Genomic DNA, 16398 nt, shown 5'->3' on the forward strand with positions numbered 1-16398 from the left:
CGACCGCTTTCCTCGGAACGGCTGGGCGGGAGGCCTGATGAACCGACGTCGTGTCGCCCCGCGGCGCTCGCGCCCGCCGCTACCGCTGGCTGTTTTGTCGCTGGCCCTGATGCACGCACATGGCGCCTCCGCGCAGACGGCCGGCAACTTCGACGCCCCGCTCACGCTGAAGCGCACGCCGCTGCTGACCGAAACCCTGACGCCCGCGGACCGCGGCCAGATGCCCAGCATCGTCACCGGCGACCGCATCTCCGGCCGGCCCGACCTGGAAACCGTGGTCGAGGGCAACGCCACGCTGCGGCGCGGCGCCGTGTCCATCACCGCCGACCGGCTCGAGTACTACCAGCCCGACGACCGCGCCAAGGCCACGGGCAACGTGCGCGTCAACCAGGCCGGCAACGTGTACGAAGGCCCCGAGCTGCAGCTCAAGCTGGAGACCTTCGAGGGCTTCTTCAACAACGTGCGCTACCAGTTCCTAGTGAACGAAGCGCACGGCGAGGCCAAGCGCATCGACTTCGTCGACGCCAACGTGTCGATCGCCCGCGAAGCCACCTACACCACCTGCCGCCGCGAAGACTTCCCGGGCTGGATGCCGGCCTGGTTGCTGACCGCGACCACGATGACCACGGACACCGAGGAAAACGAGGGCGTGGCCAAGAATGCGCGGCTGAGCTTCATGGGCATCACCACGCCGCCCATTCCGAGCGTGAGCTTCCCGCTGTCGAACGAGCGCAAGAGCGGCCTGCTGCCGCCCACCATCGGCATCGACAACACCAACGGCATCGAGATCGCGCAGCCGTACTACTGGAACATCGCGCCCAACCGCGACGCCACGATCACGCCGACGATCATGAGCAAGCGCGGCATCAATTTCAGCAACGAGTTCCGCTACCTCGAGAAGGGGTACAACGGAACGATCCGCTTCGACCTGATGGGCAGCGACCGCCTGATGGGCCAGCGTTACCCCGATCTCGGCAGCACCAAGCGCTGGGGCGTGTGGGGCACGCATCACCAGGACTTCGATGCCAAGGCGCTGGGCCTCGACTCGCTGTCGGCCAACATCAGCATCAACCGGGTCAGCGACAACGACTACTGGCGCGACTTCACGCGCACGCCGTCGCTCGCGCAGCGCCAGCTGCCCAACGATGCATCGCTCAACTGGAGCAAGGGCGACTGGAGCGGCATCGTCCGCACGCTGAAGTACCAGAACCTGCAGTACGACTTGTCGCCGATCGTGCCGGCGTACGACAAGATGCCGCAGATCACGGCCAACTACAACAAGTACGACTGGCACGGCTTCGACGTTTCGCTGAACCTGGACTACACGCACTTCCGCGTGAACACGATCCTGCCGTCGCAGCTCGGCTACGACGCCACCCAGCAATCGCAGCCCGACGGCGACCGTGCCATGGCCGTCGCCTCGATCAGCCGCCCGTTCATCACGCCGAGCTCGTTCGTCATCCCCAAGCTGATGCTGAACGCGGCCTCGTACAACTACTACCTGCCGCAGTCGTCCATTCCGACGGTCACGGTCAACGGTACCCAGTACGTCAACGGCCAGGTCTACAACCCGAGCTCGCTGTATTTCTTCCCGACCTCCAGCAACCGGGCGGTGCCGACCTTCAGCCTCGACAGCGGCCTGACTTTCGAGCGCGACGCCAACTACTTCGGACGCGCCTTCCGCCAGACGCTGGAGCCGCGTGCCTACTACGTCTACACGCCGTATCGCAACCAGAGCATGCTGCCGAACTACGATTCGGCGGCCAACGACTTCAGCTTCGCGACCATCTACACCGAGAACGCGTTCTCGGGCGGCGACCGCGTCTCGGACACCAATGCCCTCACGCTCGGCGTGACCTCGCGCCTGATCGATCCGGCCACCGGCGTCGAGGCCGCGCGCTTCGGCATCGCGCAGCGGCTGCGCTTCAGCGACCAGAAGGTCACGCTGCCCGGCGGCACGCCGGTGACCGACCGCGCGAGCGACCTGCTCGTGGGCGCCCAGATCAACTGGACGCCCAAGTGGAGCCTGGACACCCTCGTGCAGTACAACCCCGACACGCGCAAGTCGGAGCGCTCGGCCATCAGCGCGCGCTACAACCCCGAGCCGTATCACAACCTGAGCGCGGCCTTCCGCTACCAGGCGCCCAGCACCCCGACCGCGACCGACGGCAGCAAGTCGATCGACGTGGGCTGGCAATGGCCCATCAACGACCTGTGGGGCGACAAGGGCAAGAACCTCGGCCCCGGCAAGGGCCAGGGCGGCGGACGCTGGTATGCGGTCGGCCGGCTCAACTACAGCCTGCAGGACAAGAAACTCACGGACGGCGTGCTCGGCTTCGAGTACGACGGCTGCTGCTGGATCGGGCGCGTGGTGCTGCAGCGCATCACCACGGGCCAGGTGACGGCGAACACCCGCATCATGTTCCAGCTCGAATTCGTCGGCTTCTCCAGCATCGGCTCCAGCCCCATGCAGGCCCTGCGGCAGAACATCCAGCGCTACGAACCCCTGCGCCAACCGGGCGAAGCGCCGAGCCGCTTCACCAATTACGACTGAGACGACTGACTGAGCGACGCCATGAAATACATCCGTTCCATCATCACCCTGGGCTGCCTCGCGGCAGTGGCTGCAACGTCGGGTGCGCAGGGCTTCCGCTCCGGCACCGGCATCACGGACATCATGCGCGCCGGACCGCGCCTGGGCCCGCCGGCCGCGCGGCCGTCGACGGCGCCTGCCGCGGCGCCCGTGCAGCGCTCGGCTGAATTCATCGTCGCGCTGGTCAACTCGGAGCCCATCACCAACACCGACGTGCAGACGCGTGTGTCGCGGCTGATCAAGGAGAACCCGGACGCAGAGCGCGTTCCCCGCGGCGAGCTCACCCGGCTCGTGCTGGAGCGGCTGATCACGGAGCGTGCCCAGCTTCAGCTCGCGAAGGAAAACGGCATCAAGGTCGACGACGTAGCCATCGACCAGGCCGAGCAGACCGTGGCGCGTCAGAACGAGATCAGCCTGGTCGAGCTGCGCCGCCGCGTGGCCGCCGAAGGCATCGCGCAGCAGGACTTCCGCAACGACCTGCGCGACCAGCTGCTGCTCACGCGCCTGCGTGACCGCGAGGTCGAGTCGAAGGTCAAGATCAGCGACGCCGAGGCCGACGAATACCTGCGCGACCAGCGCAATCAATCCGTCAAGAACGCGGCGCTGGAAAACCTCAACCTCGCGCAGGTGCTGGTGGCCGTTCCCGAGAACGCCACCGACGCCCAGGTGGCCGCGGCACAGAAGAAGGCACAGGACCTCGCCCAGCGCGCTCGTGCCGGCGAAGACTTCGCCAAGCTGGTGCGCGAGAACTCCGATTCGCCGGACCGCGCCAACGGCGGCGCCATCGGCATGCGCAGCGCCGACCGTTATCCGTCGCTGTTCGTCGAGGCCACGCAATCGACCGCGGTGAACGGCATCGCCGGGCCCGTGCGCTCCAGCGCCGGCTTCCACGTGCTCAAGGTCATCGCCAAGGCCCAGATCGGGTCGGGCGACGCCACGGTCACGCAGACCCAAGTGCGCCACATCCTGCTGCTCAACGACCCCAAGCGTACCACGGCGCAGGCGGTTGCGCAGCTGGCCGAATTCAAGCGCCGCGTGCAGGCCGGCACTGCCGACTTCGCCGGCCTTGCCCGCGACAACTCGCAGGACGGCAGCGCCAAGGACGGCGGCGACCTCGGCTGGTCGCGCCCGGGCCAGTTCGTGCCGGAGTTCGAGGAAGCCATGGACCGGCTTGCGCCGGGCCAGATCAGCGATCCCGTGGTGTCGCGCTTCGGCGTGCACCTGATCCAGGTGGTCGGCCGCCGCGATTCCAAGCTCAGCCAGTCGGAGCAGCGCGAAGCTGCGCGCACCGCGCTGCGCGAACAGCGCGTAGAGGAGGCCTTCACCACCTGGGTACAGGAAGTGCGCGCACGCGCCTACGTCGAATACCGCGACCCACCGCAATCCTGATTCGATGGCACACATCGCCAGGAAGCGGTTCGGGCAGCACTTTCTGTCCGACGGGGGGATCATCGATGCGATCGTGCGCGAGATCGCGCCGCAGCCTGGCGACGCCATGGTCGAGATCGGGCCGGGGCTCGCGGCGCTGACGCAGCCGCTGGTCGAGCGGCTGGGCCGCCTTACCGTGATCGAGCTCGACCGCGACCTCGCCAAGCGCCTGCGCGAGCATGCGCAGCTCGACGTGATCGAGTCCGATGTGCTGAAGGTCGACTTTGCGGAACTGGCCGCCAGGTTCCCGGCCAAGCCGCTGCGCGTGGTGGGCAACCTGCCCTACAACATCTCCACGCCTATCCTGTTTCACCTGCTGGGTAGTGCCCATCTGGTCGCCGACCAGCACTTCATGCTGCAGAAAGAAGTGATCGACCGCATGGTGGCCAGGCCCGCCACCTCGGACTACAGCCGCCTGAGCGTGATGCTGCAGTGGCGCTACGAGATGCAGAACGTGCTGTTCGTGCCGCCCGATAGCTTCGACCCGCCGCCGCGCGTGGACAGTGCCGTGGTGCGGATGGTGCCGCTGGCGACGCCGCCGGCGGTCGATGCGGCCCGTCTGGGGGAGATCGTGCAGGTCGCCTTCAGCCAGCGCCGCAAGCTGCTGCGCCACACGCTGGGCAAGTGGCTGCAGGAGCACGGCTTCGCTGGCGAATTCGATGTCCAGCGGCGGGCCGAAGAAGTGCCAGTCGACGAATACGTCGCTCTGGCCCAAGCCATCATCCCGTGAAACCCATGAAAAAAGCCCGTCTGCGACGGGCTTTTTAACGGAGGCTGCAAACGCCTAAGCCTGCTTGCTTATGCGGCGGCGAGCCAATAACCCGCATTGAAGGGGCTGCTCATGCGCAGCGCCAGGGGCGACACGTCGACCAGTTTGTCGGTCGGCATTTTTTCGCCGGCCGGTTCGGTGGAGGCTGCCGCTGCGGTTGCGGTGGTGTTCACTTCGATGCCATCGAGGGTTTCAGCGTTCGGCTGAGCCTCGTTCGCCCGTTCTGCTTGGCTGGTAGATGCAGAACGGGCTACAGAAAAGAATAGAAGCACCGGAACGGGACCTTGCGGTCGCCCCAGTAGTCCGAGGCGTCGCGGAAGATGTCGAGCAGCTGCTCGCGCGCTTCCTTGTCGAACTTGGCGTTGGCCGGGATCTGCTCCAGCACGATGACGAAACCTGGCTGCGGGCCCGATTTATGCAACGGGTCGGTCATGCAGTCGTACAGCGCGTCGAAGTTCTTCCCGAAGTGGGCCGGGAACGTGAACTGCTGCGCGATCAGGTCGAGCACGTCCTGCTTGGTCTGGGCGTTGCCCAGGTTGGCGTACAGGAAGTGCTGGCCGGCCGCGTTGGCCGCGTCCTGCAGGTCGTTCACGCGGAACGCGCGGATCGATTGCACGATGTTCGGGCGTACGGCACGAAGGGATAAGGTCATCTCCGCTGGTCTTTCCATAGTCATCATCATTTCTTCGGGGCGCTTCGGGGCGCCGCTCAGGTCGTTTTCATCGCTCATGGCGCAATCCGTCTGAAACTCGCATAGTGGTCTGCGGTGTACCAACAGGCCTCGGGCGTCGTGCGTTGTTCACCGCCGCAGACGATTCGTTGTGCACCACGGTTGCGCGAACCGGGCGTCGTAACCGTGTACTCGCGGTAGTGGCCGCGGCGTGCGGGTGGCAAAAGACGCTCGCGATTGCCGAACACCGTGCCGTCCTTGTCATACCGGAAGGGACCGCCACTCAGGATGGCCTGGTAGGTTCGTTGACCCTGTGCCGGCAATTCGGACAGAGCGATCGTTTCCTCGGTGGACGTTTTTCCGGCGCCGAACCATCCGCGGGCCTCGGCCCCCGTCGTCAACGCCACCAGCATCAGACTGGTGAGCGCAAACTTTGTGACAGAGGACGTGATCGAGGCGTAAGCCGCCATGGGGCACCACAAGAAAAGAGCGGGGGGTTCGAATCGGCGATCAACGTCGGGTTAACCCGCAAATTCAAGCCCGCGAGTGTGCACCACGCTGGCGAAAATAGCAAGCGACTGCTCAAAGTTTGAGCAGTCGCGAGGGGATCGAGTGGCGCTTTAAGTTGGCGGCCACTCTCGCCAAATGGCTTATCTCTCGGCGTTTGCGTCAGCCACTGTCAAGGCTGTCATGTTCACGATGCGCCGAACAGTCGCACTTGCCGTGAGAATGTGCACAGGTTTGGCCGCGCCAAGCAGAACCGGGCCGATCGCGATATTGCCGCCTGCCGCCGTCTTGAGCAGGTTGTAGGAAATATTGGCCGCGTCGATGTTCGGGAAAACCAACAGGTTGGCGTCACCCGCCAGCGCGCTGTGCGGCATGACCACCGCGCGCTGCTTGCTGTCCAGCGCCACGTCGCCGTGCATTTCGCCGTCCACTTCCAGCCAGGGCGCCTGCACGCGCAGCAGGTCGAGCGTCTTGCGCATCTTGATGGCGCTGGGCTCGTTGCTGGTGCCGAAGTTGGAATGCGACAGCAGCGCCGCCTTTGGCTTCAGGCCGAAGCGCATCATTTCCTCGGCCGCCATGGTCGTGATTTCGGCCAGTTCCTCGGGCGAGGGGTCGTAGTTGACGTGCGTGTCGACCAGGAACACCTGGCGGTCGGGCAGCAGCAGGCCGTTCATGCAGGCGTACACCGGCACGTCCTGCGGCGTGCTCTCGCAGCCGCCGGGGCGCTTGCCGATCACCTGGTCAATGTAGTGCAGGTGGATCAGCGTGGTGCCCCAGGTGCCGCAGATCATGCCGTCCACCTCGTCCTTGTGCAGCAGCATCGCGCCGATCAGCGTGAGGCGGCGGCGCATCTCGATCTTGGCGACCTGGGCGGTGATGCCCTTGCGCTCGGTCATGCGGTGGTAGGTTTGCCAGAAGTCGCGGTAGCGGCGGTCCTGCTCGACGTTGACGATGTCGTAGTCGAGCTCTTCCTTCAGCCGCAGGCCGAACTTCTCGATGCGCTGGGCGATGATGGCCGGTCGGCCGATCAGCGTCGGGCGGGCCAGGCCTTCGTCGACCACGATCTGGGCGGCGCGCAGCACGCGTTCTTCCTCGCCTTCGCAGTACGCCACGCGCTTCTTCGCCGCGCGACGGGCGGTTTCGAAGATCGGCTTCATCGTGGTGCCCGAGGCATAGACGAAGCTTTGCAGCTTGTCGCGGTAGGCGTCCATGTCCTTGATCGGACGGGTAGCCACGCCGCTTTCCTCTGCCGCCTTGGCCACGGCCGGCGCGATCTTCATCATCAGGCGCGGGTCGAAGGGCTTCGGAATCAGGTATTCGGGGCCGAATGACAGCTTTTCACCGACGTAGGCAGCAGCAACGCGCTCGCTCTGCTCGGCCTGCGCCAGATCGGCAATTGCGTGCACCGCGGCGATTTCCATCTCGTCGGTGATGGTGGTCGCGCCCGAATCCAGCGCGCCGCGGAAGATGTACGGGAAGCACAGGACGTTGTTGACCTGGTTCGGGTAGTCGGTGCGGCCGGTGGCCATGATCACGTCGTCGCGCACCGCATGGGCGTCTTCGGGCGAGATCTCGGGGTTCGGGTTGGCCAGCGCGAAGATCACCGGGCGCTTGGCCATCTTGGCCACCATTGCCGGCTTCAACACGCCGCCGGCCGACAGGCCCAGGAACACGTCGGCGCCCTCGATGACCTCGGCGAGCGTGCGCGCGTCGGTCTTCTGCATGTATTGGCGCTTGTCGTCGTCCATCAGCTCGGTGCGGCCTTCGTAGACCACGCCGGCCAGGTCCGTCACGAACACGTTCTCGCGCTTCAGGCCGACCTTGAGCAGCAGGTTCAGGCAGGCCAGCGCCGCGGCGCCGGCGCCCGAGGCCACCAGCTTGACTTCGGTGATGTCCTTGCCCGCCACCTTCAGGCCGTTGACCATGGCCGCCGCTACGGTGATGGCAGTGCCGTGCTGGTCGTCGTGGAACACCGGGATCTTCATGCGCTTGCGCAGCTCGCGCTCGACATAGAAGCAGTCGGGGGCCTTGATGTCTTCCAGATTGATGGCGCCGAAGGTCGGCTCCAGCGACGCGATGATGTCGACCAGCTTGGCCGGGTCTTTCTCGTCGATTTCGATGTCGAACACGTCGACGCCGGCAAATTTCTTGAAGAGAACGCCCTTGCCTTCCATCACCGGCTTGGACGCCAGCGGGCCGATGTCGCCCAGTCCCAGCACCGCGGTGCCGTTGCTGATGACGGCCACGAGGTTGCCGCGCGAGGTGTACTTGAAGGCGTTGGCCGGGTCCTTGACGATTTCCTCGCAGGGCGCGGCCACGCCGGGCGAGTAGGCCAGCGACAGGTCGCGCTGGTTGACCATCTGCTTGGTCGCCGCGATGGCGATCTTGCCGGGAACGGGAAACTCGTGGTACTCGAGGGCGGCACGTCGCAACTCGGCGCGTTTGTCTTCGGGCGTGGGAGTCGATGAGGTCGAGGGGGTCGAATCTGACATGTGCCGTAGCTCCTGGTGGCGCTTCTTCTGGGGGCGCCGATTGTAGACCTCGGTTCGTAAAGCCATACACCGCATGGCCGGTGCCAACCATGACCAAAAGCACGGGTGCGCTGTCAAGTCGCTGTGGCAATATGCACAGTTCGGATAAAACCTGAAAAAACCTGAAGAGGAGCAACCATGGCCCTGATGGATTTCATCAAGAAACAGTTCATCGACATCATCCAGTGGACCGAGACCGGCGATGGCACGCTGGCCTGGCGCTTCCCGATGGCGGAGATGGAAATCCAGAACGGCGCCTCGCTCACCGTTCGCGAGTCGCAGGTTGCCGTCTTCGTCAACGAAGGCAAGGTGGCCGACGTGTTCGGCCCCGGCATGTACAAGCTCACGACGCAGACGCTGCCCGTGCTCACGTACCTGAAGAACTGGGACAAGCTCTTCGAGTCCCCCTTCAAGAGCGACGTCTATTTCTTCAGCACCCGCCAGCAGGTCGACCAGAAGTGGGGCACGCCCCAGCCGATCACCATCCGCGACAAGGACTTCGGTGCCGTGCGCCTGCGCGCCTTCGGCAACTACTCCTTCCGCATCGGTGACGCCAAGGCCTTCCACACCGAAATCTCCGGCACGCGCGACATCTATTCCGTGGCCGACCTCGACGGCCAGCTGCGCGGCTTGGTGCTGCAGAACATCAGCAACGCCATCGCCTCCAGCGGCGTGCCCTTCCTCGACCTTGCGGCCAACCAGATCCAGTTCGCGCAGGCGCTTGCCGCGCAGCTCGTGCCCGAGTTCGAGAAGATCGGCATCAAGCTCGAGAACATCACGGTCCAGAACGTCTCGCTGCCCGAAGAGCTGCAGAAGATCCTCGACCAGAAGATCGGCATGGGCATGGTCGGCAACGACATGGGCAAGTTCATGCAGTACCAGACGGCGCAGGCCATCCCCAAATTCGCCGAGGGCGCTGCCAATGGCGGCGGCATTGCCGGCGACGCGATGGGCCTGGGCGCTGGCGTGGCGCTCGGCCAGGTGCTCGCGCAGAACCTCGCGCAGGGCCTGAGCCCCAATGCGGCCGCGCAGGCCGCGGCAACGCAGCAGCAACCCGCCGTGGCCGTGGTGAGCCCCACCGACGTGATGACCACGCTCGAGAAGCTCGGCGAACTCAAGACCAAGGGCATCCTCACCCAGGAAGAGTTCGACGCCAAGAAGGTCGAACTACTCAAGAAGCTCGTCTGACCCGGCGCTATGTTCCCGATAGCGCCTGACGCCCGTTCGACGGGCGTCGGAAGCCTCATTGGCTTGAAAAACTCGTGGCCGTCCACGCCATGGCTGATGCGCCATGGCTGAGGAAACCGGCAACCAACGCTACTACCGCGCGCCCTGCCCCGGCTGCGGCGCGCCGGTCGAATTCCGCTCGGCGCAATCGACGCACGCGGTCTGTCCCTATTGCCAGAGCACCGTCGTGCGCCAGGGCGACACGCTCGCGCGCACCGGCAAGATGGCCGAGCTGTTCGACGACTTCAGCCCGCTGCAGCTGTTTGCCGCCGGCCGCATCCAGGACAAGCCCTTCACGCTGATCGGCCGGCTGCAGTACACCTACCCGGGCGGCCGCTGGACCGAGTGGATCGCCGCGCTCGACGGCGACCGTACCGCGATCCTCAGCGAGGACAACGGGGCCTACGTCTTTGCGTTGCCCTTCGACCTGCAGCGCGCCGCGCCGCCATGGAACGAACTGCGCGTGGGCGCCACCACCGCCTTCGCCGGCCAGAGCTACACCGTTACCTCGAACGAGCAGGTGGCGCTGACCTCCGCACAGGGCGAACTGCCGCACCTGCCCGAGCTCGGCCGGCCGTTCGCGATGGTCGAGTTGCGCAACGACAAGGGGCTGGTGCTCAGCATCGACTACGGCACCGCGACGCCCGGCGCCTACCTCGGCCGCTCGGTGCAGCTCGAAGACCTGCAACTCACCGGCCTGCGCGAGGAATCCGCCAAGGACGAAAAGGGCCGCAGCTTCAACTGCCCCAACTGCGGCTCGCCCGTCACCGTCAACCTGGCCGACAGCAAGAGCATCACCTGCCGTTCGTGCAGCAGCATCATCGACCTGTCGCAGGGCATCGGCGGAGAGCTCAGGCACGCCACGCAGGACGAGCCCGTGCGCCCGCTCATTGCGCTCGGCAGCATGGGCCAGCTGCAGGGCGCGCAATGGCAGGTGGTCGGCTTCCAGCACCGCATGGGCAGCGAGCCCGGCGACGACGAGCAGTTCGGCTGGGACGAGTACCTGCTCTACAACAAGAAGCGCGGCTTCAGCTTCCTGGTCGATGCAGAAGACGGCTGGAGCATGGTCAAGCCGACCACCGGCGCGCCGGTGATGGCAGAGAACGGCAGCACGGCCACCTACCTCAGCAAGCGCTACCAGCAGCAGTACGCCTACAACGCCGAGACCACCTACGTGGCGGGCGAGTTCTACTGGCAGGTCGAGCGCGGGCAGAAAACCTTCAACCGAGACTTCGCCAACGGCGGCGCGCTGCTGTCGATGGAGCGCTCTGCCAACGAGCTGACGTGGTCGTCGGGCAGCAAGATCGACAGCGGCGCGGTGGCCACCGCCTTCAAGCTCGACACCAAGAAGGACATGTTCAAGCGCGCCGACGCGCTGCCCGTGAGCGCCGCCTCCGGGCTGGGCTGCGGCACCATCATCCTCATCATCGTCGTGATCATCATCATGCTGATCATCCTGAGCACCTGCTCGTCCCGCTGCGATCCCCGCGTCGAGAATTGTTCGTCGCGCAGCTCGGGCGGCTCGTATGGCGGCTATTCGAGTGGCGGCGGCCACAAATGACGGCGAAGATGCACGCGATGTCTGACTCTCACCTCACTACTACGACTGGAGGTCCCCATGGGATTTGAATGGCTGAAACCGGGCGTGGTCCTCGGATCGCTCGTGTACGCGCTGATCGGCGTCGTGATCTTCTGGCTCTGCTTTTTGATCATCGACAAGATCACGCCCTATGACCTGTGGGGCGAGATCGTCGAGAAGCAGAACGTGGCGCTGGGGCTGGTGGTTGCCGCGATGAGCCTGGGCATCTGCATCATCGTCGCCGCAGCAATCCATTGAACGACGCGGCCCTGCCCGCGCGCACCCCGGATGCGCGGGGGCCGCAACCCATAGAGATCGCGCTGCTCGCCAGCGTGTTCGTGGTCGCTGCCTGCGGCCTGGTCTACGAACTGAGCGCGGCCGCGCTCAGCTCCTACCTGCTCGGCGACTCGGTGCTGCAGTTCAGCACCATCATCGGCACCTATCTGTTTGCCATGGGCGTGGGCTCCTGGCTCTCGCGCTATTTCGACCGGCAACTGCCGGCGCATTTCCTTCGCATCGAGTTGATGGTGGCGCTGATCGGCGGCGCGCTGCCGGCGATCCTGTTTCTTGCCAACGCCTACGTGCCAAGCGCCTTCCGGCTGCTGCTGTACGGCCTGGTGATGGTTGTCGGCACGCTGGTGGGGCTCGAGATTCCGCTGGTGATGCGCATCCTGAAGCGCAACATCGTGCTCAAGAACCTGGTGTCGCAGGTGCTCACCTTCGACTACCTCGGCGCGCTGGCCGTGTCGGTGGCGTTTCCGCTCATCCTCGTGCCGCAGCTCGGAATGATCCGCACCGGCCTGCTGTTCGGCTTCATGAACGCGGCCGTGGCGGTGTGGGCGCTGTGGTTGTTCCGTCATGAGTTGCGCCGCGTCGGCGCGCATGCGCTGGCCTGCTTTCTCGCACTGGCCGCGCTGGTGGCGGCCTTCGTCTGGGCCGACCACATCACCACGCTGGCAGAAGACAAGTTCTACCAGGACCGTATCGTCTTCAGCGCCACCTCGCCCTACCAGCGCATCGTGGTCACGCGCGGGCTGCTCGGGCACCGCCTGTTCCTCAACGGCAACCTGCAGTTTGCAGAGCGCGACGAGTACCGCTATCACGAAGCGCTGGTGCACCCGGTCATGGCCGCGCAGGGCGCGCCGAAGAAGGTCGCCGTGCTAGGCGGCGGCGACGGCATGGCGGTGCGCGAGATCCTGAAGTACCCCTCGGTCGAGTCGGTCACGCTCGTGGAGCTCGATCCGAACATGACCAAACTCTTCACCGATCACGAGACGCTGGCTGCGCTCAACGGCCACTCGCTTTCGTCGCCCAAGGTGAAGATCGTCAACACCGACGCCTTCCAGTGGCTGCAGCAGCCGGGCGACATGTTCGACGTGATCGTGGTCGACTTTCCGGATCCGACCAACTTCGCCATCGGCAAGCTCTACACCAACAGCTTCTATGCGCTGCTCGAAAAGCGCCTGTCGGCCAGCGGTTACGCGGTGATCCAGACGACTTCGCCGCTGGTGGCGCGCAAGAGCTACTGGACCGTGGCGACCACCATCGAGTCGGTCGGGCTGCGCGCCACGCCGTACCACGCGCACGTGCCGAGCTTCGGCGAATGGGGCTACATCATCGCGAGCCGCCGGCCGTACCGCATGCCCGATGCGCTGCCTTCGGGCCTGCGCTTCCTGTCGCCTTCCACACTGCCGCTGATGTTCGACTTTCCGCTCGACATGGCGCGCGTGCCGACCGAAGTGAACCGGCTGTCGAATCAAATCTTGGTCACCACTTACGAGCAGGAGTGGGGCAAGGTGATGGCGCACTAGCCAACCATGCAACGGCGCGAATTCCTCGGCGTGGCAGCAGGTGCGGCGGGCGCCCTCGCACTCGCGGGCTGCGAGTCGCCGACACCGCCCATCGAAGGCGGCTTCACCGGCATCGATGCCACGCGTGGCCATGCGATGCGCGATGGCGCACTGCGCAGCGCGTCGCCCGCCACGGTGAAGCGCACGCGCGTCGTCATCGCCGGCGGCGGCGTTGCGGGCCTCGCTGCCGCACGCGCCCTGCGGCTTTCAGGCATCGACGACTTCGCGCTGATCGAGCTCGAAGACACCGCCGGCGGCAACGCACGCGGCGGCATCGTCAACGGCATTGCCTGCCCGCTCGGCGCGCATTACCTGCCCGTGCCCGGCGACGACGCACGCGAGGTGCAGGACCTGCTCGAAGAACTCGGCCTGCGCCGCCGCGTGGCGGGCCGATGGGAATACGACGAGGTCACCCTCTGCCACAGCCCGCAGGAGCGCCTGTTCATCCAGGGCGAGTGGCAGGACGGCCTGCTGCCCATGCATGGCGTGGGCGAAGGCACGCTCGCGCAGTACCGCAAGTTCGCGCAGCGCATCGACGCGCTGCAGCACGCCGCGCACTTCGCCATTCCCACACTGAAGGTCGCCGTCACGCCCGAACTGCTGGCGCTCGACGCCATCAACTTCGCCAGCTGGCTCGACGGCGAAGGCTTCAGCGACGCACAACTGCGCTGGTACCTCGACTACTGCTGCCGCGACGACTACGGCGCAGGCATCGGGCAGGTGTCGGCCTGGGCCGGCATCCACTACTTCGCGAGCCGGCACGGTTTCCATGCGCCCGGTGACCCAACGGGCAGCGTCAACGACTCGAGCCCCGAGCGCGACGGCATCCTCACCTGGCCCGAAGGCAACGGCTGGCTCACGAAGCAGTTGGCCAGGCCGCTTGGTGAGCGCCTGCGCACCGGCCAGGTCGTCACGCGCATCGCCGAAGTGCGCGGTGGCGTCGAGGTCGATGCGTGGGACGCGGCGTCGAAATCGATCGTGCGCTGGCAGGCCGAGCGCTGCATCGTCGCGCTGCCCGTGTTCATCGCTGCGCGCGTGGTCGAGAATCCGCCCGAGGTGCTGAAGACCGCCGCCGCGCACGTGCGCTACGCGCCCTGGCTCGTGGCCAACGTGCACCTGAGTGGCCCGCTGGCCGACAGGCCCGGCGCCGCGCCGAGCTGGGACAACGTGATCTACGGCACCAAGGGCCTGGGCTACGTCGACGCGCGCCACCAGTCGCTCGACCCGACGCCGCGCGGCACGGTGCTCAGCTGGTACCGGCCGCTGGGCCCGAGCAGCTACGACACCGCCGACGGCCGCAAGCTGCTGCTGGAGCGTCCATGGACCGGCTGGCGCGACGACCTGCTCGCGGAGCTGTCGGCACCGCATCCTGACCTGCCATCGCTGGCGACGCGCATCGACATCACACGCTACGGGCACGCCATGTCGATTCCCCGGCCCGGCCTGCTGGCGCAGATCGGCCCGCAGCGCACCGCGCCGGATGCCGCGCATCGCGGCAGCATCGTTGCAGGCCGGCTGTCTTTCGCGCATGCCGACTGGTCGGGCTACTCGATCTTCGAGGAGGCGTTCACGCGCGGGCACGTCGCGGGCAGCGACGCGGCGGCGGCATGAAGACGCTGGTGCTCGGCGGCTACGGCAACTTCGGTGCGCGCATCTCCCGCGCGCTGGCCGGCGATCCGGGCATTGAACTGCTGGTGGCGGGGCGCGATGCGCAGCGCGCCACGGCGTTCGCAGAGTCGCTGGGCGGCGGCGCGCGCGGTGTGCGCATCGACGTGCAGGCGCCTGATCTCGCGGACGCGCTGCGCAGGCTCGGCATCGCGTTGGTGATCCACACTGCCGGACCCTTTCAGAACCAGGACTACCGCGTGCCGCAGGCCGTCGCGGCGGCGGGCGCGCACTACATCGACCTGGCCGATGGCCGGCGCTTCGTGTGCGACTTCCCGTCGGCGCAAGACGCTGCCTTCCGCGATGCGGGCCGTACAGCCGTCAGCGGGGCCAGCACAGTGCCGGCGCTTTCCTCGGCGGTGGTCGACCATCTCACGGCAGGCTGGCAAGGCATCCGCAGCATCGACATCTGCATCGCGCCCGCGCAAGGCGCGCCGCGCGGCGAGGCCACGCTGGCCGGCGTGCTCGCCTACTGCGGCGAGCCCATCCGCGTATGGCAAGGGGGCAAGTGGGTCGAGCAGCCCGGCTGGGCCGATCCCGTGAAGGTCGAGTTCGCGCGCATGAAGCCGCGCCGCGGTGCGCTCTGCGACATTCCCGATCTCGAGCTCTTTCCCGCACGCTATGCCGGCGTGCAGTCGGTGATGTTCCGCGCCGCGCTCGAAGTCGGACTGGCGCAGTACGCCTTCGCCTTCATGGCGTTCATGCACCGCATGGGCCTGCTGCCCACGCCGCAGAAGCTGGCGCCGCTGCTGCATTCGGCCGGCGGCGTGTTCGACGCGCTCGGTACCGCGCTGGGTGGCATGGTCGTGCGCGTGGAAGGCACGGATGCGCAGGGCGCGCCGGCACGCCGCGCGTGGCACGTAGCAGCCGACGACAACCACGGCCCGGAGATCCCCTGCATGGCCGCCGTCCTGCTGGCCCGGCGTCTCGCGCGGGGCGATGCGCTGCCCATCGGCGCGCATGCCTGTGCCGGCCTGCTCGCCCTGTCCGGGTTCGAGCCCGAGTTCGCGCGCTGGGGCATGGTGACCGACGTGGTCGAAGAAGCGGCAATCGCAGTGGCAGGCCATGGCGCACCAGCGCTTTGAGTTCGACATGCCGGCGCCGGCCGACGTTGTCTTCGACGCTTTCCACTACCACGTGTGGCGCGCACGCTGGGACTCGCTGGTCGGCAACGCCCGCGTGGTGGGCGGTGCGCCCTGCCCGTTCGTCGGCGCCGAGACCGAGAACGTGGGCGGCGGCTGGCTGCGCGGCTTGTCGATGCGAACGCGCTTCGTGAGCTTCGACCGACCACACGTGGCGGCCGCCTCGATGATCGGCCGCTCCTTCCCCTTCAACCGCTGGGCTGCGTCCATGCGGCACCGCGACACGCAGCCCGGCCATTCGGTACTGATCTATGTCTACACCATCGAGGCCGGGCCGAAGGCGTTGCGCTGGCTGCTGGAGCCGGTGGTCGCGCGGGTTTTCGCACGGCAGACGCAGCGGCGCTTCGCGCGCATGCGCGCATTCCTGGTCACACATGCGCATGAAGTTGTCGCGTGGCAGCGCACGCACCCCGAACAAGAGCGCCCCTAACGCCGCA

General features: G+C 66.5%; 14 protein-coding genes. 10 read left to right on the top strand and 4 right to left on the bottom strand.

The annotated features are described in order from the left end of the window. Positions 1–37 precede the first annotated feature (37 nt). From BLV60_RS12950 to rsmA, 3 genes are read left to right on the top strand one after another with little or no spacing between them, the layout of a single operon-like run. Positions 38–2554, top strand: coding sequence for an LPS-assembly protein LptD (locus tag BLV60_RS12950; protein WP_093055024.1), 2517 nt, complete (start codon positions 38–40; stop codon positions 2552–2554). A gap of 21 nt (positions 2555–2575) precedes the next feature. Further along, positions 2576–3982, top strand: coding sequence for a peptidylprolyl isomerase (locus BLV60_RS12955; protein WP_093055026.1), 1407 nt, complete (start codon positions 2576–2578; stop codon positions 3980–3982). 4 nt (positions 3983–3986) lie between these two features. Next, positions 3987–4751, top strand: a complete 765-nt coding sequence (gene rsmA / locus BLV60_RS12960; protein WP_093055028.1) for a 16S rRNA (adenine(1518)-N(6)/adenine(1519)-N(6))-dimethyltransferase RsmA — start codon at positions 3987–3989, stop codon at positions 4749–4751. A 68-nt stretch (positions 4752–4819) separates the two neighbouring features. On the opposite strand, the gene BLV60_RS34655 is transcribed toward rsmA, so the two are convergent. The 4 genes from BLV60_RS34655 to BLV60_RS12975 form a co-directional block, all read right to left on the bottom strand. Continuing rightward, a complete protein-coding gene (locus BLV60_RS34655) occupies positions 4820–4963 on the bottom strand; it encodes a hypothetical protein (protein WP_176928788.1) in 144 nt (47 codons plus the stop codon). Between the two features lie 77 nt (positions 4964–5040). Next, the gene (locus BLV60_RS12965) at positions 5041–5466 is read right to left on the bottom strand and encodes a barstar family protein (protein ID WP_086011111.1); all 426 of its coding nucleotides are present in this window, start codon (positions 5464–5466) and stop codon (positions 5041–5043) included. Between the two features lie 50 nt (positions 5467–5516). Beyond that, positions 5517–5930, bottom strand: coding sequence for a guanyl-specific ribonuclease (locus BLV60_RS12970; protein ID WP_093055030.1), 414 nt, complete (start codon positions 5928–5930; stop codon positions 5517–5519). A 180-nt stretch (positions 5931–6110) separates the two neighbouring features. Beyond that, positions 6111–8459: an NADP-dependent malic enzyme gene (locus BLV60_RS12975; RefSeq protein WP_093055032.1), complete on the bottom strand. Its 2349-nt coding sequence runs from the start codon at positions 8457–8459 to the stop codon at positions 6111–6113. A gap of 177 nt (positions 8460–8636) precedes the next feature. On the opposite strand from BLV60_RS12975, the gene BLV60_RS12980 reads away from it, so the two are divergent. The 7 genes from BLV60_RS12980 to BLV60_RS13010 all read left to right on the top strand — a co-directional run bounded on the left by BLV60_RS12980 (position 8637) and on the right by BLV60_RS13010 (position 16391). Continuing rightward, positions 8637–9686, top strand: coding sequence for an SPFH domain-containing protein (locus BLV60_RS12980; protein ID WP_093055034.1), 1050 nt, complete (start codon positions 8637–8639; stop codon positions 9684–9686). 103 nt (positions 9687–9789) lie between these two features. After that, complete coding sequence (locus BLV60_RS12985; protein WP_093055036.1) at positions 9790–11286, top strand: DUF4178 domain-containing protein; 1497 nt, start codon at positions 9790–9792, stop codon at positions 11284–11286. Between the two features lie 57 nt (positions 11287–11343). Then, positions 11344–11562: a DUF350 domain-containing protein gene (locus BLV60_RS12990; RefSeq protein ID WP_093055038.1), complete on the top strand. Its 219-nt coding sequence runs from the start codon at positions 11344–11346 to the stop codon at positions 11560–11562. Beyond that, on the top strand, positions 11559–13115 hold the full coding sequence (locus BLV60_RS12995; protein WP_256329035.1) for a polyamine aminopropyltransferase: 1557 nt from the start codon (positions 11559–11561) through the stop codon (positions 13113–13115). Before BLV60_RS12990 ends, BLV60_RS12995 begins: the two co-directional genes overlap by 4 nt. A 6-nt stretch (positions 13116–13121) precedes the next feature. Next, positions 13122–14765 carry an FAD-dependent oxidoreductase gene (locus tag BLV60_RS13000; RefSeq protein WP_093055040.1) on the top strand — a complete coding sequence of 548 codons (1644 nt, stop codon included), beginning with the start codon at positions 13122–13124 and terminating at the stop codon, positions 14763–14765. Continuing rightward, positions 14762–15904, top strand: a complete 1143-nt coding sequence (locus tag BLV60_RS13005) for a saccharopine dehydrogenase family protein (protein WP_093055042.1) — start codon at positions 14762–14764, stop codon at positions 15902–15904. The genes BLV60_RS13000 and BLV60_RS13005 overlap by 4 nt, the downstream gene beginning before the upstream one ends. Further along, positions 15885–16391: an SRPBCC family protein gene (locus BLV60_RS13010; RefSeq protein WP_093055044.1), complete on the top strand. Its 507-nt coding sequence runs from the start codon at positions 15885–15887 to the stop codon at positions 16389–16391. The genes BLV60_RS13005 and BLV60_RS13010 overlap by 20 nt, the downstream gene beginning before the upstream one ends. The last annotated feature ends 7 nt before the right edge of the window (positions 16392–16398 follow it).

The organism is Variovorax sp. YR634 (assembly GCF_900106655.1).
In the GTDB taxonomy this organism is placed as follows: domain Bacteria; phylum Pseudomonadota; class Gammaproteobacteria; order Burkholderiales; family Burkholderiaceae_C; genus Variovorax.